The following is a 23,043-nucleotide window of genomic DNA, read 5'->3' as shown; positions in this document are numbered from 1 at the left end:
AGCCGCCGTCGGATCAGGTATCGCCAGTTACTGGCTCAAAAGGCAGTTCGATATATTCTGAGACTCTGGAGTACAAGATTTCAATAAGCTCGTCGTCCATATATTTGTAGTCATCAGGAATATCTAAACAAATGACTTTTTTTCCCGCGAGCATCGGTCCAAACTTGGCATTCAACCTTCTTATGTGTTTCTTTTCCATCACGATATAAGGTCAGCCCAACCAATATGCCCGCTAGTCACCTTAATACGAGCATTCTCTTCTGTTCCCGCTGACCTCACATCGTAATCATTGACTCCATGAAATATCTTTTCTGCCGTTAGACTTCGCCATTTGTTCCTGCTGCAAATAAATAATACTTTTATTTAGTTCACCTTCCTTGTATGGTTTAGAACTCCCTTAAGTGATACAGCACATTAGAAAATAACGTCCATCCACTATGCCTCCAATGTGTTACTGCATTCACATTCTCCGAGTGGGCAAACAAAACTGCTGTATGGATTCCTGCTTCCTTTAGCAATGAAAGGCTCCTTTCAACCATCTCTTTTGCTATTCCCTTTCGTCGATGCTCCTCGGCTACGGCAACGTGGTATAATGTGCCGCGCCGTCCATCATGGCCGCAAAGTACTGTACCCACAATTATTTGGTCAATCTCAGCGACAGTACTGATCCCAGGGTTTCGTTTGATATAGGCAGCAATTCGCTCTACTGAAATTCGCTGAGGCTTTATCCGTTATTTTTTAGAATGTGTCCGTAGAACTTACCGTTCTTCTAGGAAACAAACGTTGTCTCGTCTGGCTCCCTCACCGACTATCTGGCTATCATTTACAGTCTATGATATTCGCCTTTGGTATACATTTTCCTTCAATATTTAACGTGCTAACGGATATTTCTGCAAAAAAAAGAGACCCGCATCAACGAGATGCAGGCCTTCAAGATATATATTATGAAAAGGGGGTCATAGGTACAGTATAGACGTAAAATATGATCCCCGGATGAACGTCAGATTACAACTTGATTACAAATCTTTGCAGAATACGGACAAGAAGCGGCTAAGCCGCTTCCTACCGCAGGCTGCTCGGCCAAATGACGAGCGAATCGCGGTCGCTCTCGGCCCCCAGCTTAAGGAGAATATCGGCCGCCTCCGACTGTTTGACAGGCTTGCCATTCCACTTGTCGACGACAAGCTTGCGGATGCCGGAATACCGCAAATAATCCGCAGCGGCGCTCCGCAGCAGCTCCTCGAGCTCATCGCCCCGCAGTTCCTCCATCGTATAGATCCGCTTGCCGTTATTTTCGATCCACAACAGCCAGCGGCCTCCGCGCATAACGAGTTCACTGCCTTTTTTCCTGGCAAAAGCTATGCCTTCCTTCTCCGGCCATTTGACGAGAAGTCCGAACGGATTGGACGGGTCCGTCGAAGGAAGAACGACCGGCCGGTTCCCTTCGGTCCATGAGCGGCTCTGCAAGATGCCGAGCCTTTCCCTTGTGGAAAACTGCATCGTTTTCACATCGCGAACCCATAATCCGCGGGTCAGCATTCCCCAGTTCTCCAACTGCTTAAGCTGGGGATAAAGATCATCCCACGACCAAGGAGAGTATCCGGCAAGCTCCTTGGTGAGCAAGCCGAACATCTCCAACATCTGCTTGATCCAAGCCATCATCGCTTCCGGCGGTTCGTAATTCGCCTCTTCCTTCAACGAACTGAGCGCATACCAGCGGCCGAGCCCCGATTGGAATCCCTTGCCTGCGGCCGTCCGCGCTTTGCCCGGCTTCGCCGAGCCGTTCAGCCTGAGCGGGGCGAATTGATCGTTCGAGACCAAACCTTTCCATGCCAACTCCACCAATTGGGATGTAAGCTCCGAAGGGACCCGCCCTGTCTCCCGGCTTAGCGCAGACAGAAAGCTGGCACCCTTGCGCCCTAGCAGCGCCATGAGCTCCCGGTCCTCCGCGCTGCCGTCGGACGGCGGCTCCCCTAGACCCTCAACCTCGGCAGGATCAAGCTCAACAACGCCGCCGTTCAGGGGATCGGCTTGTTCAAGGAACGGGCCGTAAAGCTCGCGGGACTCCGCGAGGAAAAAGGCGACGCGGCCCTCCTTCTCCTGTTTTCGTCCGATCCACAATACGTCGCCGGCTGCGCAGAGCCGGTCCAGCAGCTCTTTCTTGTAATCGGTCAGGCGAAGCGGGAACACCGAGCTCTCCCATTGGGATAGAGGAAGGAATAGTCCCTGAAGCTGGCCGATGATCCGCTTTAGTCCTTCCTCGCCGCTGAGCCGCGCATAAGACTGCACATGCTGCAGCTCCATCAGCCGCGAGCAATATACCGCCGGATCTATCGTTTCCACGGACTGACGGAGGGAGGCCGCCTGCCTGCGCGCTTCCCGAATCAATAGGCGGCGGTTGAGCCACACTCGCTCCTCCGGCCCTTCTTCATAGGAAGAGGGCTCGATCCTTCCTTCCGCCTCCCATCCGCGAATCAGCTCGCCAAGCGTTCGCTCGTCCAGTCCGTAGCGCCGCTGCAACGCTCCTATCGTGAAGCGAGCCTGCCGATCCACATATCTTGTCGCGATAAACCGGCCGGCCAGCGGATCGGAGCCCAGCCGCGCATAGGTGTCGGCTTCGTCGGCGCAGATCCAATAGACCGTCCCATGCTCGTCGTTCGCACGCGCAACCCCCAAACGAACGGTTCGCACTTTCCCTTCCCGTTCCAGCTCATGCAGTTTGCTCGCCGCGCCCGATCCCTCTCCGGTGATTATCGTGAGCTCCTCTTCAGTAAACTCTCCGCGTTCTTTTAGCAATCGGGTCCAGTCATCCGTCGTTTCGACGACGACCCGCTCCGTCTCCTCCGAGTCCACGGCCGCTAAGGCTCCGTCATCCGCATTTTCTTTGTCGCTATTCGAAGCAGTAATAGAGTCCGAGGGCTCGAACCATTGTCCCGCCAGCGAACGGTTCAGCCCGGTCAAGTTCGCTTGAAGGTCTTTGCCGACCGCATCGGATTCATACATTTGCGCATTAATAAAATCGGCAAGGAATAACGCGGCGAACGGTGAAGGATAAGCCCCTTGGGCAACGACAACCTCCAGCTTGCCGGTTTCGATGCTTCTGAGCGCCTCGCGCACTCCGTGTACGTCCAGCTCCTCCTGCATGCAGATGCGGATCGCTTCGCGGATAAAAGGAAACTGCTCCGCATAAGGCAGCGATTCCCGCAGCAGCTCTTCGCTGCGCAGCCGTTTCTGCCAAGCCGGCATCCGCCGGAAGCTTCTCGACAACAGTAAGGATGTCTCGGCCAGCCGCCGGAACGTGATGCCGAATTGCGGCGAGCCCGGAATCGCTTCTTGCAGCAGCCGCTCCAGATGATGCGAGGTAACCTCGCGGATCAGCGGCAGCAGCTTGAGCGCGTCTCCGTTCCCGCCGTCGGCCACGACAAATTCGATGCCGTTGTCCTTGGCGTTGGCATAGATGCGGTACGGCAGCCGGCGCTCGGCATACGCCTGAATGGCCAGCTGCCAGGTACGGTTAAAGGTACGGCCGAACCAGCTGTGAATAATCAGATGATGCTGCTTCATATCGTCCTGAAACTGTTCGATAACGATGCGGCGATGAGTAGGCAGCGCCGCGGCGGCTTTTTGCGCATGGAGCAGCAGCAGCAATTCGTCCGCCGCCCGGGCGTCCATATGATGGGATTCCATTAGCAGTCCGGTAATAACCTGCTTCTCTTCCGAATCCATCCGCCGCTCCAAATCTTCCATGAACTTTCCTATCTCTTCGGAAAACGCCAAGCTTCTGCCCTGCCCCTCTCCGCGCCAGAACGGAATTTCGCTGAAGCTGTTGCCGCCCGCTTCCTCCACCACATAGACCCGGTCGCTTCGAATCGTCTGGATTCTCCAGGAGCTGGTTCCGAGCTGGAATACGTCTCCCGCGCGGCTCTCGTGAATATATTCCTCGTCCAGCTCTCCGAGATGAATATGGCTGTGGGCATGATGGACAGGATAGGCGCTGCCCTGCGGAATCGTGCCCGCGCCCATGATCGCCGCCATGGCGGTCGAACTGCGGCGGGAGAGCAGCCCCCTCTCCCGATCCCAATCCACCAGCGGCCGGACGAACGGGTAGTAGCCGGCCAGCACCTGGAGCACGGCTTCGAGCCGTTCCGGCGGGAAGCCGTGGTATCCGTAGCTGCGCGCCAGCGTGCTGCGCAGCTGAGGCAAGGTCCAGTCGTCCGCCGCCACCATGGCGACGACCTGCTGGCACAGGACATCCAGCGCGCCGCGCGGAATCCGGATGTCCTCGATCTCTCTGGCGGCGATGCTGCGCGCCAGCGCCGCGCATTCCGGCAGCTGCCCGCGGGTGCGGGCAACGATTACCCCGCGGCTGACGTCGCCGACGGAGTGGCCGGCCCGGCCGATCCGCTGGATGCCCGCTGCCGCGCTCTTCGGCGAATCGATCTGCACGACGAGATCGATATGCCCCACGTCGATGCCGAGCTCAAGCGAGGAGGTGGCCACCAGGCAGCGCAGCTCGCCGGCCTTGAGCGCGCCTTCCACCTCCAGCCGCTGCTCGCGCGAAATGCTTCCGTGATGGGAGCGGGCCATCTCGCGGCCGGCATGCTCGTTCAGCCTGAGCGTCAGCCGCTCGCACAGCCTGCGGTTGTTCACGAAAATCAAGACGGATCGGCAGCCCTCGATCAGCTTCATAATATGGTCGGTAAGCGGTCCCCAGACCGCCTCCTGCTTGTCTCTGGTCAAATGCGTATACTCCGGAACAGTGACGCGCAGACGGAACTGCTTGTCCATCCGGCTCTCGATAATCTCCACGTCTCGCGGGGCATACCCGCGATCCCCTCCGGAATCCTCCGGGGCGCTTTCCGCCGTATGATCGTCCCTTCCCGTCGCTTCCGTCTCTTCGCCGCCGCTCCCCCTCCGATCGCCTGCCGGGACCGGTTCGTATCCGCCCAAAAACCGGGCCACCAGCCCGATCGGCTTCTGCGTCGCGGAAACGCCGATTCGCTGCGGCGACGCCCCTGTCCATTCGGTCAGCCGCTCCAGCGTCACAGACAGATGCAGTCCACGCCGGTCCGCCGCCAAATCATGGATTTCATCGACGATGCAATAGCGGACCGTCTTCAGCATCATCCGCGCTTTGGGAGAGGTCAGCAGCAAATATAACGATTCCGGCGTCGTTACAAGCACGTCCGGCGGATTTCGGAGCATCGCGGCACGGGCATGCTGCGGAGTGTCTCCGGTACGTACGCCGGAGGTGAGCCCGCTCCAGCCGAGCCCGAGCGCTTCCGCCCTTCGCTTCAGCTCCTCTATGTAGCCGATGACATGATGATGAATATCGTTGTTGAGAGCTTTGAGCGGCGTAATATAGATCAGCTTCACTCCGCGATCGGCCGACTCTCGTTCCAGCAGTATCCGGTTCAGACAGGGCAGCAGCCCTGCCAGCGTCTTGCCGGACCCGGTCGGGGCGGCGATCAGCGTATGCTTTCCGGACAAGATCGCCCTCCAGGAGCGAATTTGAACGTCGGTCGGCTGCCCGAACCGATCCGTAAACCAGCCGGCGATCAGCGGATGAAATGCTTCTATTCCTCCGGTACTCTGCATCTGAATTCTCCTTTTTTTCGCACACATTCGTGAATCGACTACAAATAGTATACCAAAAAAATACAGCTCACCCGAAACGAAAATCGATCATCCCCGTTCCGCTGCAAGCTGTATAGTAAATCCACTTAAATGATCCGATTCAAATCGGTTAAAGACCGGATCACATACTTCGGCACCGCATCGCCGGTCAGCGCCTTATTCGTTCTGTTGATCCACGCTGCATCAATACCGAGCCGGGACGCGCCTGCGATGTCGCTCGTCGCCGAATCCCCGATATGCAGCACTTCGTCCGGTTGCAAGCCGCACGCCGCAAGCCCGGCTTCGAACATCTCGGGATGGGGCTTATAGGAGCGAGCGTCCTCGCTGGTAATGATATGATCGAAGCGCAGTCCGTTATACGCTGCCGCCGATTCGATATCCGCGCGGTCGATATTCGATAAAATATAAACAGGAAGCGCATTATCCCGCAAAAAATCGAGCGTATCCCGAAAGACCGGAGGCCGGCTCCAATGGGCATATAGCGACTCGCTTAAGGCTAGAGCATCCTCATCGGAACCGAAACGCTCCAGTGTGTCCTGCAATGACAGCAGCTCCAGCTCTCGTTGCGTTTGGAAATCCGGCCCATAACAGCGGAGGAAATCGGAAGATAACCGTTTCCACCAATGCGAGCGTATGTCGCGAATCGTCGCCTCCTCTGCAGCCGTCTCGGCTATCACAGAGCAAATACGGTCGATAACAGCGTCATCCTCGTGAACTAACGTTCCATAGAAATCGAAAAACAGCGCCTTATACATCCATCTGCCACCCGCCTCCCCATCGCTTTACCACTGCGCTACTTTATTTAATTAAATCAATCATATACGAACCCGCACGCGCTGTCCATCTATTTTTTCCAGCTCCCTCATTGAAAAGACAAGCATAACCAGGCCACCGATCCATTTTTGCAATAGTAAAAATTACACATTAAAACTATAAAAATCCTCACCTGCAACAAAAAAAGCATAAGGCGGTTAAACCCAATGCTTTTCCATTTTGTTTCGCTTTTAAAAATGATGGTCATTTCGTCGCGGCCTAAGGGGGATATCGTCGCGCCCTGCGGTCGATGGAAGTCTGCACCCGGTCTTGCAGCCGGATTTTTTATTTCGAACCCTCAAGCGGGGACAATTCATCCGGCCGCACTTCTTAGGTCCAGCCCCAGAAAAAGCCGTCTCTGTCCCAGGCTACCCGCCCGCGGTGCATTTTTTTGAACAGCTTCTTCACCTCTTTGGAGATCGAGGCGTTGCCGTTCTCATTGACATAAATAAACTCTTCGCCGAAGTGAGTTCTAATATAATTCACCGCATCCTGCTGATACAAAATCCCGTCGAATTCGACCTTCTTCAGCATCCATTCGGCAATGTCGCTCGCTGTCATCGGATCGCCCGCCATTCGTTTCAATTGTAAAAAACGATTGTATCACAGGCGCGGCCTCGCTGCCAAGCGGCAGCTTACACAAAATGCTGAAGGACGGTTCCGCTTCCGTTTTCCACCGTTATTTCTGCATAAGCGCCGTTGATCAATGTGATTTGCGGCGGAACATGACCGCAGTCGATATCGTAAACGACCGGAACTCCCAGCTCCTCGGAAAGCTCGGCATACACATCCCGCATCGTATAACCGTCCGTCTCGGACGGGGCGGAGCTGCGGCCGAATACAATCCCGCAGCAGCGATCGAACCACCCTGCCAGCTTCATATGCACCAGCGACCTGCGCAAATCCGGTACGGATAATTCGCAGTTTTCAAGATACCACAGAATCGGCTCACCCTGGATATGGCGATCCTGAAAACCGGCCACGTCTCCATACGGAGTGCCGATCAGATGACGGATGACGTCGATGCATCCCCCGAGCAATCTGCCTGTCAGGCGAACCGGACCGGAAGATACACTCTTCCAACAGGTCGGCTCCGTCAGATGGAAAACATAAGAAGACGGAGACGTATGCCTCCATTGCTTTTGAAACTTGGAAGAAGAGCGCTGGAAAACGGACTGGCCCCGCTGCGCGGACAGAACGGTCTGCCACATCGCCGTCGTTTCATCCGAATGCTCTCCTCTTAAATCAATCAAGTTCGTACCGTGGGCCGTCGCTATTCCGGTGCGTAAGGTCATGGCCAGCAGCAGCAGGCTAATATCCGAATATCCCAGTATCCATTTGGGCTGCGCCCGATCAAAATCCAAATGCTCCAAAATTTCAATCAACAGCTCTCCGCCCCACGGAGGGATGATGAGACCGATCTTAGGGTCGTTCATCATGTTTTCCCATTCTGCGGCACGCCGATGCGCCGGTGAAGACCGCGCCTTATTCTGAGTCCAAACCGTAGGCCCGACGATCGTATCGTATCCCTCCTTGCGCAGCCGTTCGCATGCCTGCTTGACCATATCATGATGCTCTTCCCTAACCCCTGAGGAGGGCGCCGTCACCCCAATGGTCGTTCCTTTTATCAGTACAGGATATTGAATCATACGTAATCCCCCCTGCAGTATCCGATATTAACGTCATGAGGCCCCCGCCCTCACAGCCCGGTTCGGCTATGATGAATCCGGCGCGCTTTAAGCGGGCTGCGCCGGATTACGCCCAGCCTTCGCTTTCGTGCGGTCACATCGGATAGTCGGCCTTCAACTGCTCCAGAGAGTCGTATTTATCCGTCTCGAAAATAAATTTGGCCGGCGCTTTATCCGTCTTGTTTTTGATGATGTGCCCGTAATATTTATCGTTTTTGAAGAAGACGAACATCGTTTTGTCCGGCTCTTTAAGCAGCGTATATTTTTCAATCATGGCATTCCCTCACCGTTTCGGTCGAAACCCATATCGAGTTCAGCTTTTTCCATTGTTCGCTGTCCGTTGGGTACTTCTCGCTCATGCTTTCTATTAAATTCAACAGCGTATGAGTATCTTCCTCAAAATACTTGTTCAACAAAGCTTTGCCCGACGACTGCTTAGCCATCCCCTATGCCCCCTATCCAAACTATGAAAATGATGTGGCTTATGCCGAATACGGATCATTATCTTTTATTTTATAGAGTTAAGAGATTGATGAACATAGGAAGTTTTGTCGAGTGCTAAGAACTTTTGTTGGTCCGTTCCGTCAGATGCTTTCATTACGGCCGCATGGCCGGATTCAGTTGCAAACGGGGGGCTAATTCAGCGTATTTCCGGATGATTGCTGAGCACCAGCTCAGAGCTGTTCTTGTGGGGAAAGCACAATCCTATATTTTCCATATATAAAAAGCAAGACGGCCTCATAGAGCGAGGTCAAAAAAGTTACTTTTACCTTACTCTTAGGCAGTCAAAGAAAGCTGTTACTTTTGGAGCAGATGAAGCATCAAGCTTTTCTGGACATGCATCCTGTTCTCGGCCTGCTGATAAATGATCGAACGCTCCGATTCGATACAGCTCTCGTCGATCTCCAATCCGGGGTGGATCGGCATATCGTGCATAATATAAGGAGTGTGTCCGCCGAGATTGCGCGGATTGATCTGCAGCGGGCTCATCGTCTGTATTCTGTGCCGTTTCTCCTCCTGATACTGCGGATCGTCAAAAAATTCCATGTCGATCCATGTGTCGGTATACACGAATTGGGAGCGCGGAACGGCCTCGGCCAAGCTGCCGACCCGTTCCACATAACCGCTGCGCAGCGCCTTCTGCATCAGCGCTTCATCCCAGGAAGCTTCGTTGACGATAGGCGTAACGAGCAGCAGCTTCACGCCGAGCACGACACAGCCCGCCGTAAGCGAATTGGCTACATTATTGTGAATGCCGACATACGTGACCGTAATCCCGGAAAAAGTCCCGCTGACCTCATAGATCGTCATCAAGTCCGCCAACGCTTGGCAAGGATGATACTTATCGCAGCAGCCGTTAATGACCGGCACGCGGGAATACTCGGCAAGCTCCAGCAAATCGGCATGCTTCTTCAGCCTGACCACGATCAGATCGCAATTTCTGGAAACATACCGCGCCTCGTAACGGATCGGCGAGAGACTGAAATTGCTCGCATCCCAATCCATATTCACCGTATACCCGCCCATCTGCCCCATTCCCGACTGAAATGACAGACTCGTTCGAGTCGACGTTTTCTGAAACAGCATCAGCAGGCCGGTTCTTTCGCAAGCATGGTCGAACTTCCGTGGATTCCTCTTGATATCGAGCCCGCGCTCGATGATCGAATAGAGCGTCTCCCGGTCGAATTCCTGCAAAGATATCAAATGACTCATCGCTGCAACCTCCTATTATGCATAAATATAATAGTTAATGAATATTTATACATAATAAGTTTTCACCGCGTTTTTGTCAATATAAACCAGTCCTGCCTTCCGCTCGGCTTAGCTCGGCTTGGGGGCTTCTCCGGCAAAATAAGAAGGCCTGCCCTCTCCGTCCGGGCCGGCCAGCTCCAGCTGTCCGTAGCCGGTGACCGGCTCCCGCGTCCCGTCGCGAGCCGGATCGGCGTAGCGGACGAACCAGCGCTCCAGCTTCGCCTTAAGCCTCGCCAGCTGCTCCTGTGCCGAAGCGTCGTCGATGCGGTTGACCCGCTCATCCGGGTCGCTCGCCAGATGGTACAGCTCATGCGGTCCGTACGGATAGCGATGAACGTACTTCCACTCGCGCGTGCGGATCATCCGCACCGGACCGTATTCGTCGAAGATGACGACATCTTCGCGGTTTTGCTCCGCTTCGCCGAGCAGCAGCGGAAGGAAGCTCGTGCCCGGCAGGCGCTCCGCCTCCGGATTGTCCAGCCCGACGTAATCCAGCAGCGTCGGCATGAAATCGTAACCGCTGACCAGACCGTCACAGACGCGCCCCTGCGGGATGCGGCCCGGCTGGCTAAAGATCGCCGGTACTTTTACCGACGTATCGTACATATTTTGCGGAAACGTGCCGTTGCCTTTGCCCCATATGCCGTGGTGTCCGCAGTTGAAGCCGTTGTCGCTTAAGAAGCACACGAGCGTCTGATCGCGGATGCCGAGCTGCTCCAGCTTATCCAGAATGCGCCCGACGTTCCGGTCCATCGCCGTCACCGCTGCGAAATAGCCCTTCAGGTTTTCCCGCTGATTGTCCGACCACGGGGCCGTCGGGATCGCCCATGGATGCTTCGGCTCCTGCGGGCAGCTGTCGAAGGCGCAATCCTCGTACAAGTCTACATATTGCTGCGGATGGTTGTCGATCCACGGGCTGTGGGGCGCCGTATAATGGACGCTTAAGTAGAACGGCCCCTGCTCTTCGCCGGACCGCCCCTCCAGAAACTGCAGCGCATCGTCCGTAATGACGTCGGTCAAATATCCGGGCTCTTGGATCAGCTTGCCGTCGCGGATCATCGGCGCATCATAGTAGGCGCTGCCTCCGGTCTGATGCACATACCAGTGACTGAAGCCCTTTTGCGGCTGCATGCTGTCGCCGAGATGCCATTTGCCGCTCAGCCCGCATACATACCCGTTGTCCGCCAACATCTCGGTATACGCCGGCTGGCCCTGCAAATAGGCGATCGGCCGTTCCCCGATATTGCCTCCCCGAATCCAGTCATGGACCCCGTGCTGGGAAGGAATTCTTCCTGTAAGCAGCGACGCCCTGGCCGGAGAGCAAACCGGAGAAGTGCAAAAAAAGTTGGAAAACCGCGTTCCCTCTGCGGCTAATCTGTCCAGGTTGGGCGTCCGAATCTCGTCGTTGCCGGCGCAGCCAAGCGCCCACGCTCCCTGATCGTCCGTAAGAATAAATACGATATGAGGCCGGCTGTTCTCCGAAGCAGCGAATGAATTCATCTTAATTCCTCCTCGTTATATCGGCTTGGGACATGAAAAGGAAGGCCGCCCCTGCAGCCTTCCGCCCCTCCTACTTCTTGCTTTGCTGCGCCTGATACGCTTTGTTGACGGCGTCCAGCACTTTATTGCCGCCTTGATCCCGCCATTTTTTGGACAGTTCCGTCAGTCCGGCATCAATGTCGCGTTTGCCGGTAATCATTTCGATATAATATTGATTGAGCAGTTCGCCCAGCACGCCGCTCATTTCCACTTCCTCGGGTGTGGTCGTATTGATCAAGTTCGGAACTATACTTTTCGTTGCAATGTCCGCCGACTCTCTGGCCCGATCGGCCTGAGGCTCCGTCTGCGGCAAATAGTATTCTCCGAGCGGCCAGATCACGCTGCCCCAAGCCAGCGGATGCGCCCAGCCGTTGGAGGCGAACCCGTCTTTGGCCCGTTCTTCCTCGTTATAGTTGATTTTGTCCCCTTGCTTCGTGTAATGTACGCCTTCGATACCCAGCTCCAGCAGGTCGCGCCCTTCCTTGGACAGCATGAACTCAATGAACTTCGCCGCTTTTTCCGGATTTTTCGCATTTTTCGTGACGGCCGTGAATAAGCCGGTCTTAGCCGCAATGTTCATCCCGCTCTTGCCGTCGGGACCTGCCGGCGGAGCGGAGTAACCGAGCTTGCCTTCCGGATTCACCTTTTGCAGGCTCGTCTCGATTCTGTTGACGTGACGGAATAATGGAGCCGCCATAAATCCTACCTTGCCTTGATAAAACTTTTGCTCGCGCTGCTGCGTATCGTTAAGTAAAAATTCCGGATCGATCAGCTTCTCGTCCCACAGCTTGCGCAAATATTGAACCCCCTGCTTGAACGCCGGGTGCTCGAAGATCGGCACGACCTTGCCCGCATCATCGAGCACCCAATCGCCGTGCGGCATCCCGTAAGCATAGAAGACGAAGTTGAACGAAGTATTAAAGCCGGTGCTCTTCTGGCCTGTCAATCCGTACGTATCGTTTTTCCCGTTTTTGTCCGGGTCCTTGGTCGCGATGGCCTTCAACGTCTGATAAAACTCGTCCAGCGTCTTTGGCGGTTTAAGCCCCAAGGTGTCAAGCCAATCGGCCCGGTAAGTCAACGCCGTATTGGCGCGCTCTTCAATGAACGGGTATCCGTAATATTTGCCGTTGACCGCCGTCCATTGCAAATTTTTATCGAGCTTCTCCTTAATCGTAGGCATGGACGGCAAATAATCGTTCAGCGGGACCAGCATCCCTTCGTCGATCCATTGATTGAGCGACGGCGACGGATAATTGATCGTCACTACATCGGGCAGGTCGCCGGTAGCCATAGCGACGTTGATTTTCTCGTATCCGTTCTCCGGAACGAACTTCACTTCGAGATCGATGTTCAGACGCTTATTGATCTCCGCCACGATCCGATCGCCGGACTTAATCCCCATGGCAGCGTTGTCGCCGGGCGTCAGGAATACGATCTTGGTCGGCTTATCGCTCGACTTGCCGTCTCCCGCTTGCTTCGTATCCGTTCCCCCGCTGCTGCATGCCGCCGCCGACAACGGCAGCACGGCCGTAAGCGTAACGAGCATTCCTTTTTTCCAAACGTTCATTATCATATCCTCCCCCATAAGTACATGCATTTGCGGGCTATTCTTTGACTGCGCCCAATGTAACCCCTTGCACGAAAAACCGTTGAAAAAACGGATAGATCATCATCACCGGAATGGCGGATATCATAATAGTGGCCATTTTGATCGATTGACCGAGCAGGAACGGACTGTCTCCGCCCGATTGGAACGCCGCTTCGTTATCGATCAGCATAGAGCGCAGGAACAACTGCAGAGGCCATATATCCTTGTCCGTTATATACATAACGGCTGTAAAAAACTCATTCCACTTCGTCACCGCATAAAAAAGCGAGATCGTAGCGATAGCCGGCATGGAAAGCGGGATAACAATCCGCAGCAAAATGCCGAAGTCGTTGCAGCCGTCGATTTTGGCGGACTCCTCCAAGCTCTCGGGAACGGATGCGAAAAAGCTGCGCATAATAATCAGATTATACGTTTGAATAGCTGCCGGAATCATCATCGCCCATACGGAATTGAGCATACCTAGCTGCTTGACGACAAGATAATTCGGAATAATGCCGCCGCTGAACATCATCGTAAAGACGATAGCGAACATAATAGGGCGAACGCCCGGAAGATCCTTCTTCGAAAGCGCGTAAGCGGCCAGTGTCGTTGCCAGCATACTGATTACAGTTCCAAGTATTGTAATAAGAATACTAATCTTATAAGAAGTCCACAGCTGCTCCAGCTTCAGCAAGTATTGGTAGGCTTCAAGCGTAATTGTCTTCGGGTACAAATGAACGCTGGCGGCGGCGCTTTCGTTCAGCGGCGTGATGGACACGATGAGCGAATCCCAGAACGGATACAGCGTCAGCAGCGCAACCAGCGATAGAAGGATGACGTTCAGGCCGTCGAACAGCCTGCTGCCCCAACCGGAATGTGCCATATGAATCCCCCTGAATTAATAAATTCCTTGTTCTCCCATCATTCTCGACAGCCGGTTGGCTATAACGAGCAGGACGAAGTTGATCGCCGACTTGAACAATCCGACCGCCGCAGCGATGCTGAACCGTCCTTCCGTCAGCCCGATCCGGTATACATACGTGTCGATAATGTCCGCCACATTGTACACCCCGGTGTGATACAGCACGAAAATTTGCTCGAAGCCGGCCTCCATCAGACTGCCGATTCTTAAGATGAGCAAAATGACAATCGTCCCGCGAATCGACGGCAGCGTAATATGCCAAATTTGTCTGAAACGGTTCGCGCCGTCCATCAATGCGGCTTCATACAGCTGCGGATTCACTCCTGAAAGCGCTGCCATATATATGATCGTATTCCATCCGAACTCTTTCCAGATCATCGACCATACCAACGTGCTGCGGAAATAGCGCTCATCGGTCAGAAAGCCGACCGGTTCTCCTCCGAACGATCGGATGACATTGTTGACGACTCCGCTGTCGGTGGACAGCAGACTGATCAGCAAGCCTCCCATGATCACCCAGGAAATAAAGTGCGGCAAATACACGATCGTCTGCACCGTCCGCTTAAACGCCAGTTTCCTCGCTTCATTCAGCAGAATAGCCATCACCAGCGGCAGCGGAAACCCGAATACGAGCCGGTACAAACTAATGATGATCGTATTCCAGAACACCTGCCAGAACTTATCCAGACCGAACAAGTACTCGAAATGCTTGAAGCCTGCCCACGGACTCCCCATGATCCCCTTCGTGATACTGAATTGCTTGAATGCGATCAGAGCCCCGTACATCGGGTAATAATGAAACAAACCGTAGTAAACGATCGCCGGCAGCAGCATCAAGTACAAATAGCGGCTTGCAAGTATGCGCTTCCATAAAGTTCGTTTGCGAACCGCCGCTTTGGTCTGAATCGTAGTCGCCGATACAGCCATGCTTAAGACCCCCTTCCTCTCTTCTATGTTATCCCTTGGCTTGGGAACAACCTCATCATAGTAAGAAAACGCGGGAGCGCTCAAGCTTCAATATTAGATAACGGTTTCATCCGTCGCCATTGGCCCGGTATCAATCGATCGGATTGGTATCAATCGTTCAGTTTTCCTCGTTCAACCGCTCCATGACCTCGCGATTTCGGTATTCTGTCGGAGTCTGACCTGTCATTTTTTTAAAGGTGCGGATCAGGTTCTGCTTCTGCCCGAAGCCGGTGAGCTCGGCGATTTCATTAATATTGCGTTCCGTATCGTCCAGCATCCGGCAAGCCTCTGCGAAACGAATTTCCGTTAAGAAATCCATAAAAGTCTGGCCGGTAACCTCTTTGAACACTTTGGACAAATAGTTGCCGTTCATGAACACCAGATCCGCCAACGTCTGCAAACCGATCGGCTCGCGGTAATGCTGCCGGATATAATCGACCAGCTTCTCAATGACCTCGACGTTTTTGTTCTCCCTTTTGCTTTGAAGCTCCCCCGCCGTTTGCTCCAGAACGAGGCCGATCCAGCCGCGGATCTCATCCAAATTTTGCAGTTTGGCAAAATCGGCGTACCATCGCCGCTCCTCTTCATGCGAATCGTCCTTCTGCACGAGCTCCACCCGCACCGCAACCAGAGAATTGAGCAGATGCGTCAGCATCATATGCTTGTAGGAGAAGCCGAACTGCGTATCGCGATGCAGCTGATCGATAATTTGATCCTTCGTTTGCAGCGCCTTATCCAGACTGCCGGTCTTCAGATCGGCGAGCAGCTTGTCCACCTGATTCCGATAGGCGATAAAGCGATTGCGGCTGGCGCGGTTCACCTGCATATCGTGAATGGATAAAATACTGCCTACGCCGGCGAGCTGTTCGTACAACAGCGCCTCTACCGCTTCGTTATACGACAGCGAGATGTCGGATACTTTGCGGTAATTGCCGCCGATTCCTACGGTCAAGGCGACTCCCTCCATTTGCCCCGTAACCCCGGCGATCATCCGGTGAGCAAGCTCCTTGGCCTTTTCCAGCGCCTGATTAAGCTCCTCCCACTGACCTGTATTCATAATTATCACATCATGCTTATGGAATTGGCTGACATATACGCCCTTGCCGTAAGCGGCCATCGTTTCCTCGCAAATCGTACGGATTTGAAAATGCATCAGGTTGCGGACCTGTTCCGCGTTCTCCGATGCGTCGCCGGCTTCTTCCAAATGAATTCGCACGACCAGCACAATAAACTGCTCCGGGTCCAGTCCAAGCTGATAATACTGCAGCTGGCGAAGCATCTCATCGGGGTCCGTCCCTTTGCCCGACAGCAGGTTCACCAGCACATGATCCCGCAGAATCATCTCCTGACCGCGGAACTTCGCTTTGAATTCCTCGTTCTCGTTAAACAAATGATTGATCGATTCCCCGATAAACCCGAACTCGTCCTTGTACGGCACGCCGGGCAGAGGCTTGTCCATATGGGCCGAAATGGCTTGAACCATCCGTTTAACCGGTCTGTAATACGTCCGCGATACGAGCACCATCAAGACAATGCCGAGCAGCAGCGCAATCAGCGAAATGATCAGCGTGGTGCGGATCACTTCCTTGGAACGCTTAAACACTTCGTCGTACGGGTTCAAGGTGAGATAGACCCAGCCGTTAAATGAAGAAGTCATATACGACACCAGCGTAGGCACCCCGCCTATCGTTTCGATGAAATAGCCTTCCTTCTCCCGCTGGATACGCTCGATATCCGCCTGGTCAAAGCGGGTCAGCAGCCGGTCTTTGTCGTTATAGGAGAGCACCTCTCCCTCGGAATTCAAAATGGCGACATTGCCGAGTTTGCGCTTGTTCGTGTTGACGACGGCGTTATAGAGCACGTCCTCCTTCAAATTGATCAGGAGCGCGCCTTTTTTCTGCACATCGAGAATAGGAACCGTAAAGTAGAAAGAAATGACATTGTCGGACCCGCTCGCCGAATCCAGACTGGCCGCCTCCCAAGCCGAAGCGCTTCGATTGCCGAGAAACCGCTGCAGTCCCTCGCGGTAAGCGAAGTCCGATAGGTCGGTAATTCCCGAGCCGAAAATCAGTTTCTGATTAATCGCGCTGTACAAATAGATCGAATGCAAATAATTCGAGGAATTGATCCGGTCTGTAAACAAATCGCTCGTGCTTTTTAAAAAACGGTATTCTTCCTCCAAGTTCCACGGCAGCCAGACCGATTTCTGCACCTCGGAATTCAGCGCCAGCGAGCTGGCCATCTGCTGCACCTCGCCGAGCGCCTGCTCGACAATTTTCCTCGTTTGGTCCAGCAGCTCCGTATTGGTGCCGAGCACTTCTTCCTTAAGCATCATGTTCGTGTACCGGTATACAAGCGCGCCTACAAGCAGAGTAATTACGACCATTGCGATCGTCAAATGAAACAACAGGCGGATAAACACCGTCCGCTTCATGCAAGACCCCCCTATGTCTTTGGTCTGTTGGTCTATTGGCCTCCCTATTATAACACAGCCGTAAGCGTTGGAATCACGAAAAAAAGACGTCAGTCGCCCTTCATCCGTAATGCTCGTTCACGAGCACGGCAATTGGCGCCAGCCCGCCGTCTTTCAATGGATATCATATCCCTTAAGCAGAACAAATCCCCCAAAAGTGACGTGATGCTCTGAAGCTTATTCCGTCCGCATCCAGCCTAAGCGGGATCGGCGTCTAACCCTTCCTCCGGGATCGTTCTATGGGTAGGGTAGACTTTACTTTCGGAGGAGCCCCCGGATATCCACAGGATATGGCTGCGCATCATTTCCTAAACAAGCACAAAAGCCCATAGATCGCATGCGTCTATGGGCCCGAAAAACCGGCCAATCGGTTATCTTGCAAAATAATCCTCGATCGCCTGCTGCAGCGTTCCTTTCGTGATCGCGCTGCTTTCGAAGGATAAATTCGAGCGGATCATTAATTTTACAATTTCCGGCCTTAAACCGGTGATGACCGTCTGACAACCCATCATTTTAATGCCTTGAATGACGCCCAGAATTTGTGCGATAACGGCGGCCTCCATGCTGACAACGCCGGACAAATCGATGATCAGCGTGTCGATAGGATGCTGGCCGATCTGCAAAAACACTTTTTCTTCAATAATCTCGGCCCGGGTTGCATCGACTTGGCCTATTAGAGGCAGGATCGAAGTCGATTTGGTGAGCGGAATAATCGGCACGGACAAATCCTCCACCATTTCCCGCTGCGCACGAATAAGATCGTCCTTCAACTGGGAATAGCTGAGGAACAAATGGGTATGGAACAAATCCATCAGCTCGTTAATCTGTTTTTCCTGATTGTAGAACTGCTCTCTCTCGGCGAGATAATGATTCGTCCGGTCGAAATTGTACAGAAAATCCCACAGCACTCGCCGCACCGCCTGAATCCACTCCAATTTGAAAGCCAGCGTCAAAGAATGCTTGGCCCAGGTCATGCCCTCCAGCTTCGCAAAAGAGATGACCTCATGCTGCTTGTTTTCCACGATATAAAGCACCAGCTTATGAGCGTTATCCAATAAATTGATATTGCCGATCTCCATAATCTCATCGATTTTATCCCTTACATTGACGGCTTCCATCAATAGGCGTTGTTCAAACTTTTCCCGGTTGACCGTAAGATATTCCTTCAATGTAGCTGCCTGTTCCAGTTCCAATTGGACTACCTCTTTTCTCTTCATGCTTCCTGTCGCCCTCGGGAAGGTAATCGTGAAGGTCGTGCCGATATTTTCTTCGCTCTCGACCTCGATTTCGCCGTTATGCTGATAAATGACGGAGAATACCAGAGCCAGCCCCATGCCCGACCCATTTTCCTTCGTCGTAAAAAAAGGCGTTCCCAATAACTCCAGCTGCTTCTCCGGAATTCCGGTTCCGCTGTCTTTTATGTAAACAATGATCTTCTCTTCCGTCGCTCTATGTCCGATCGAAATCGCCCCCTCGCCGGGAATCGCTTCGAAGGCGTTTTTCAGCAAATTGAAAAACACTTTTTTCAATTGGTTTTTTTTAGCAAAAATGTAGCTGCCGGGGTTGTTGAGATCGGTCAACACCTGAACCCGGTAAAACTGATCCTGGAACAGCTGCATCAGCGATTCCAGTTCTGCGGTCAGATCGATCGTCTCGAATGGCTCGTCGTCCAAATCCGGCTTGGAGACATGGAGCAGATTTTGCAAAATGCCGATCGCATTCTCCAGCTCTGCCTGGGCAATTTCGATATATTGCTTTTCGTTGCGTTCTTTTAATAATTGCAGGAAGCCCTTGACCGCCGTTAACGGGTTTTTGACCTCATGCGCAATGCCTGCGGCGATTTGCCCTACCGAGGCCAGTTGGCTCAAATGAAGATCGCTTCTTTTTTTCTCTCGCAGTTCTTCTTCTCTTTGCATCCTTGCCTACCTCCGTCATCCGTTCTGTGGTTGTTTGTTGCTGGCCGCTGCGCTTGCTCCCTTTTTGCCGGGAAGAAGCACGTCTTCATTCTATCAAAAGAACGACTGCCCGAATAGAACGAAGCATTTCGGAGGGAAGCTCCCGCACGACGACAGCTTCCGGCAAGCTATGAAAATTTTGAGCTTCAGCATGTTTTTATCGTTGTAACGCTTCGCACTATTAAAGTAAATTGATGAAAAAGAGCCTGGAGTTCAACCTTTTTAAAGGTTAATCAGAAGCGGCCCTTTTTCAATTCGTTTAGTCTCTTGGATAATCAACGCTCATAATGTCCATAAACGGTACTTTCACTATCCCGTCGGCTTGTTCAATATGTACTTTGCCCGTTCGGGGGTCCATTTTATCGATTTGGCCGCGGACGGCTTCTTCCCATCCCCATACGGTCAATACGATTTCCGATTTTTCATAAAAAGCTTCGGTCAGTTGATTTCCCAGCTCCTCTAATACAAATTCATCCCGCGTCGGCCTTTTAGGTACTTTTGATTTTGCCATCCTGTGCTCCCCTCTTATAATTACTTAAAGCGCGGTGAAAAACGATCACTTGGGTTTCTGCTCGCCGCTCTCTTCATGATTTCGTGCGCTCGTCCATTCGCTTAATAGCGCCGTCGCGGACAACCGTCTCGGCTCCCCCGGGATTCTGGCATAAAATTCCAGCTCGTTGCCGTCGGGATCGTCGAAATAAATCGATGCAGCGGGGTCCGACGCATGAACGATCGGTTCCGAACCGTCTCTGCCGAACACGGGCTTCGAGGCGATTCGGAAACTTGCAAATGCGTTTCATAAATGCCGCGAATCACAGCCATCACGCTCCTTCACTCATAACTCTTTATAATTCGAGATCGGGCTAGCGCATTCCTGCCGCCCCCGCTTCTTTCTCGTTGTAACGCAGATTGGCATCCTGAACGTGAAAACCGAACCCGCTCCCGGAAAACTCGAGCAGTACAGCTCGCCTTGATGCGCCTCGGCAATCCGTTTGGCCAGCGCCAATCCGAGCCCGCTTCCCGCGGTGATCCCTCTCGACGCATCGGCTCGATAAAACGGTTCGAACAGCTGCGCTTGCTGCTCGGCATCCATTCCGATGCCCGTATCTTGAACCGAGATGACTATTTCGTCTTCCGTTCTCTCTGCGCTCAGTTGTACCCAGCCCTCTGCCGTAAATTGAAAACCATTTTTCACCAGAATCGTCAGCAGTTGCTGCAAATCGTCCGAATGGCCGAGAACGTAGACGGATTCCAGGGTATCGAGCCCAAAGGTCCTCCACTCTACCTGGCTGCAGCCATATTGAAATTGCATGTCAACGCGATCGACGATCGGTTTTAACGGAATGACCTGACGGTTCTCCTGCGCGCCTGTGTCCGCATCCGCTCTCGCCAAAGACAGCATGTCGCTAACGAGGGCGGACATTTTACCCGTTTGCTCCGTAATATCATCCAGCGCCTCCAAAGAAAGCGTCCACGTCTCGGCTTCAAGCGGCCGTTCGGGCTGCCCGGAGAGCGATGTCCACATCTTGCGCAGCAGCTCGGAATTTCCGCGGATGGACGTAAGCGGCGTACGCAGCTCATGCGATGCGTCCGCGATCAGCCGCTTTTGACCGGAAGAGGCGCGAGCCAGTTTGCCGGCGGCTCCTTCCAGCCGGTCCATCAGTCCGGCCGTCAGCTCGTACAATGTGCGAATTTCGTCGCGGGGACCGTTGTAGCGAAGCGCTATGTTCGCTTTCCCGTTACGACGAGCCGTTCTCATCGCTGAGATCAGCTCCCTGAGCGGCTTGAGCGCTTCTCCGGAGGCCATCCAGCACGCGCAGAAAGCCAAAGCCGTAATGATCGTAATCAGCGCGAACAGCACCCGCCGGGTGATAGTAAGCAGCCCGCTAATAAGCTCCGCATCGCGGGCGATCTGCAGTACGGCGACGAGGCTCCCGCTGCGCCATAACGGCTTGCTATAAATATAGAAGGATGTTCCGTCAACCGTATCAAGGTGAAAATATCCTTCTTTCTCTTGATTCAGCGATCGGATCGAGTAAGGCAACAGAGTTGTTTTTACATTAGCGGATTGAACTCTCGTTCCGTTCGTGACGTCGATCCATTGAACATAAAGATCGGGAGAGATGGCTGCATCGTCCAACTGCACGACACCGTTCCAGCCCGAAGCTGAATATACAGCGCTGCATTCGGCGTGATGCTGAACCGATTCCAGCCCCTTCCGGAGAGTTTGATTCATCTCGTCGTACAGGTACCACCGCAAAGCCCCATAGAGCCCAAGCGCCAACAACAGCAAGGAAAGCGTTACAATCCTGGCGTATACTAAAGTTAATCGAAAACGGAACGTCATCCCTTCATCACATCCGCTGCTATAAACTTTAAAACCATATCCTTAATTATCCATTTATGGATTAAGACAGCGTTAAAATGAAATAAATATTTCTCTAACCGAATCATTAATTTGACACAGTTGATACAATTTCGTACGATAGATTCAAATAACCTAAGCTAACGATAAAAAGGGGCCGCCGCATATAAAATGAAATACGCGTACGAGAGAATTAAAGCCGACATTCGCAACCGGGTGCGCAGCGGTTCTTGGCAGCCGGGGGAGAAGCTCCCGTCCAGCCGAGATTTCGCCGCCCATTACGGCACCAGCGTCAACACCGTCGAGAAAGCGATCAAGGAGCTGGCTCAGGAAGGACTGCTCACCCGGGACAGCCGACGCGGCACATTCGCGGGAGGCATGCCGGAGGCCGCTCCGCCGTCTTCGTCAGTCCGTTCCGGCTTAATCGCCGCGTTCGTCGTCGGTATCGAAAATCCTGTTTGGGCGAGCGCCTTGCGCGGCATTGACGACGAAGTGCACCAGTACGGATACAGCCTGCTTTCCTCCAGCGACGAGGGCAGCTCCGCCAAGCTCGAATCGATGGTGAAGGGACTGGTCGCCAAAAAGGTCGACGGGCTTATCATGTGCCCGATTGTCGAGCACGGCCGGCCGAATAAAAATGCGCAGCTGGTGCGCATGCTGTCCGATAACGGCATTCAAACCGTGTTTTTGGACCGGTACGCCTACGATATGGATGTTCCTTACGTAACCAGCGACAATCAGATCGGCTCCTATAAGCTGACCCGGCTGCTGTTCGAGCATGGGCATCGAAACATTCTATTCGTGCGCAATTCGAATTTGACGACGATGAACGAGCGCTGGCTCGGATTCCAGCAGGCGCATGCCGATCTCGGCTGCGAGTTCTCCGAACGGCTTGACGTGTTTATCCCTACGGAAAACGAAGATTTCAAACTCGAATTCGAAGCGTACTGCAGCGCCTTCGAACGGAAGATGAAGGAGATGAAGTTCACCGCCGTATTCTGCGCCAACGACCAGATCGCCGAAGCGGCTCTGATCTCCCTGGAGAAGCTCGGATACCGCGTACCGGAGCAGATATCCGTCGTCACCTACGACGCGGCGAATATTAATTACCGTCTCCGTCTGAATCTTACCGGCATGAATCAGCCGTTTTATGACATGGGTCGTACCGCCGCCAAACAGCTCATGCAGATGATACAGGGCATTGAACGCCCCGCCGTCATCGGTCACACCTGTTCCTCCTCACTGTACTTAGGCAGCTCGGTGAAACCCGCGAACAGTTTGTAGACCGGCATTTTGAATAAGAAGCGCAGGTTGCCGGCAGCCTGCGCTTTCGGCATAAAACAGC

18 protein-coding genes and 1 pseudogene are annotated in these 23,043 nt (G+C 53.5%); 1 reads left to right on the top strand and 18 read right to left on the bottom strand.

Annotation, left to right across the window (positions count from 1 at the left end; all coding sequences use genetic code 11):
* Positions 1–13: 13 nt before the first annotated feature.
* The 18 genes and pseudogenes from N0M98_RS09865 to N0M98_RS09785 all read right to left on the bottom strand — a co-directional run bounded on the left by N0M98_RS09865 (position 14) and on the right by N0M98_RS09785 (position 21,626).
* Positions 14–363, bottom strand: a pseudogene (locus N0M98_RS09865) (low molecular weight protein tyrosine phosphatase family protein).
* 23 nt (positions 364–386) lie between these two features.
* On the bottom strand, positions 387–713 hold the full coding sequence (locus N0M98_RS33855; protein WP_375295468.1) for a GNAT family N-acetyltransferase: 327 nt from the start codon (positions 711–713) through the stop codon (positions 387–389).
* A gap of 349 nt (positions 714–1,062) precedes the next feature.
* Positions 1,063–5,598: a DEAD/DEAH box helicase gene (locus tag N0M98_RS09860; protein WP_259617735.1), complete on the bottom strand. Its 4,536-nt coding sequence runs from the start codon at positions 5,596–5,598 to the stop codon at positions 1,063–1,065.
* 125 nt (positions 5,599–5,723) lie between these two features.
* On the bottom strand, positions 5,724–6,392 hold the full coding sequence (locus tag N0M98_RS09855; protein ID WP_259617734.1) for an HAD family hydrolase: 669 nt from the start codon (positions 6,390–6,392) through the stop codon (positions 5,724–5,726).
* Between the two features lie 388 nt (positions 6,393–6,780).
* Positions 6,781–7,011, bottom strand: a complete 231-nt coding sequence (locus tag N0M98_RS09850; protein WP_259617733.1) for a DUF6953 family protein — start codon at positions 7,009–7,011, stop codon at positions 6,781–6,783.
* A 74-nt stretch (positions 7,012–7,085) separates the two neighbouring features.
* Positions 7,086–8,099: a S66 family peptidase gene (locus N0M98_RS09845; protein ID WP_259617732.1), complete on the bottom strand. Its 1,014-nt coding sequence runs from the start codon at positions 8,097–8,099 to the stop codon at positions 7,086–7,088.
* A gap of 133 nt (positions 8,100–8,232) precedes the next feature.
* Positions 8,233–8,412 (bottom strand): hypothetical protein, encoded by a 180-nt coding sequence (locus N0M98_RS09840; RefSeq protein WP_249862935.1) that lies wholly within the window; start codon positions 8,410–8,412, stop codon positions 8,233–8,235.
* A complete protein-coding gene (locus N0M98_RS09835; RefSeq protein ID WP_249862934.1) occupies positions 8,405–8,581 on the bottom strand; it encodes a hypothetical protein in 177 nt (58 codons plus the stop codon). Before N0M98_RS09835 ends, N0M98_RS09840 begins: the two co-directional genes overlap by 8 nt.
* A gap of 355 nt (positions 8,582–8,936) precedes the next feature.
* On the bottom strand, positions 8,937–9,851 hold the full coding sequence (locus N0M98_RS09830) for a Rossmann-fold NAD(P)-binding domain-containing protein (protein ID WP_259617731.1): 915 nt from the start codon (positions 9,849–9,851) through the stop codon (positions 8,937–8,939).
* A 108-nt stretch (positions 9,852–9,959) separates the two neighbouring features.
* On the bottom strand, positions 9,960–11,390 hold the full coding sequence (locus N0M98_RS09825) for a sulfatase family protein (RefSeq protein WP_249862932.1): 1,431 nt from the start codon (positions 11,388–11,390) through the stop codon (positions 9,960–9,962).
* A gap of 70 nt (positions 11,391–11,460) precedes the next feature.
* A complete protein-coding gene (locus N0M98_RS09820) occupies positions 11,461–12,996 on the bottom strand; it encodes an extracellular solute-binding protein (RefSeq protein ID WP_259617730.1) in 1,536 nt (511 codons plus the stop codon).
* A 37-nt stretch (positions 12,997–13,033) separates the two neighbouring features.
* Positions 13,034–13,900 carry a carbohydrate ABC transporter permease gene (locus N0M98_RS09815; RefSeq protein WP_249862930.1) on the bottom strand — a complete coding sequence of 289 codons (867 nt, stop codon included), beginning with the start codon at positions 13,898–13,900 and terminating at the stop codon, positions 13,034–13,036.
* 15 nt (positions 13,901–13,915) lie between these two features.
* Positions 13,916–14,866, bottom strand: coding sequence for an ABC transporter permease (locus N0M98_RS09810; protein ID WP_259617729.1), 951 nt, complete (start codon positions 14,864–14,866; stop codon positions 13,916–13,918).
* A 157-nt stretch (positions 14,867–15,023) separates the two neighbouring features.
* A complete protein-coding gene (locus N0M98_RS09805; protein WP_259617728.1) occupies positions 15,024–17,339 on the bottom strand; it encodes a helix-turn-helix domain-containing protein in 2,316 nt (771 codons plus the stop codon).
* Between the two features lie 410 nt (positions 17,340–17,749).
* A complete protein-coding gene (locus N0M98_RS09800; protein ID WP_259617727.1) occupies positions 17,750–19,294 on the bottom strand; it encodes an ATP-binding protein in 1,545 nt (514 codons plus the stop codon).
* Positions 19,295–19,592: 298 nt separating this feature from the next.
* A complete protein-coding gene (locus N0M98_RS09795; RefSeq protein WP_249862926.1) occupies positions 19,593–19,844 on the bottom strand; it encodes a YolD-like family protein in 252 nt (83 codons plus the stop codon).
* Between the two features lie 45 nt (positions 19,845–19,889).
* A complete protein-coding gene (locus N0M98_RS09790; RefSeq protein WP_249862925.1) occupies positions 19,890–20,093 on the bottom strand; it encodes a VOC family protein in 204 nt (67 codons plus the stop codon).
* Positions 20,094–20,168: 75 nt separating this feature from the next.
* Positions 20,169–21,626: a sensor histidine kinase gene (locus N0M98_RS09785; protein WP_259617726.1), complete on the bottom strand. Its 1,458-nt coding sequence runs from the start codon at positions 21,624–21,626 to the stop codon at positions 20,169–20,171.
* A 243-nt stretch (positions 21,627–21,869) separates the two neighbouring features.
* Here N0M98_RS09785 and N0M98_RS09780 point away from each other — a divergent pair, with 243 nt between their 5' ends.
* Complete coding sequence (locus N0M98_RS09780; RefSeq protein ID WP_249862922.1) at positions 21,870–22,982, top strand: GntR family transcriptional regulator; 1,113 nt, start codon at positions 21,870–21,872, stop codon at positions 22,980–22,982.
* The last annotated feature ends 61 nt before the right edge of the window (positions 22,983–23,043 follow it).

The sequence above is a fragment of the Paenibacillus doosanensis genome, from assembly GCF_025060755.1.
In the GTDB taxonomy this organism is placed as follows: Bacteria; Bacillota; Bacilli; order Paenibacillales; family NBRC-103111; genus Paenibacillus_S; species Paenibacillus_S doosanensis.
The sequence above is the reverse complement of the archived record's forward strand: the minus strand, read 5'-3'. Positions and strand labels throughout refer to the sequence as shown.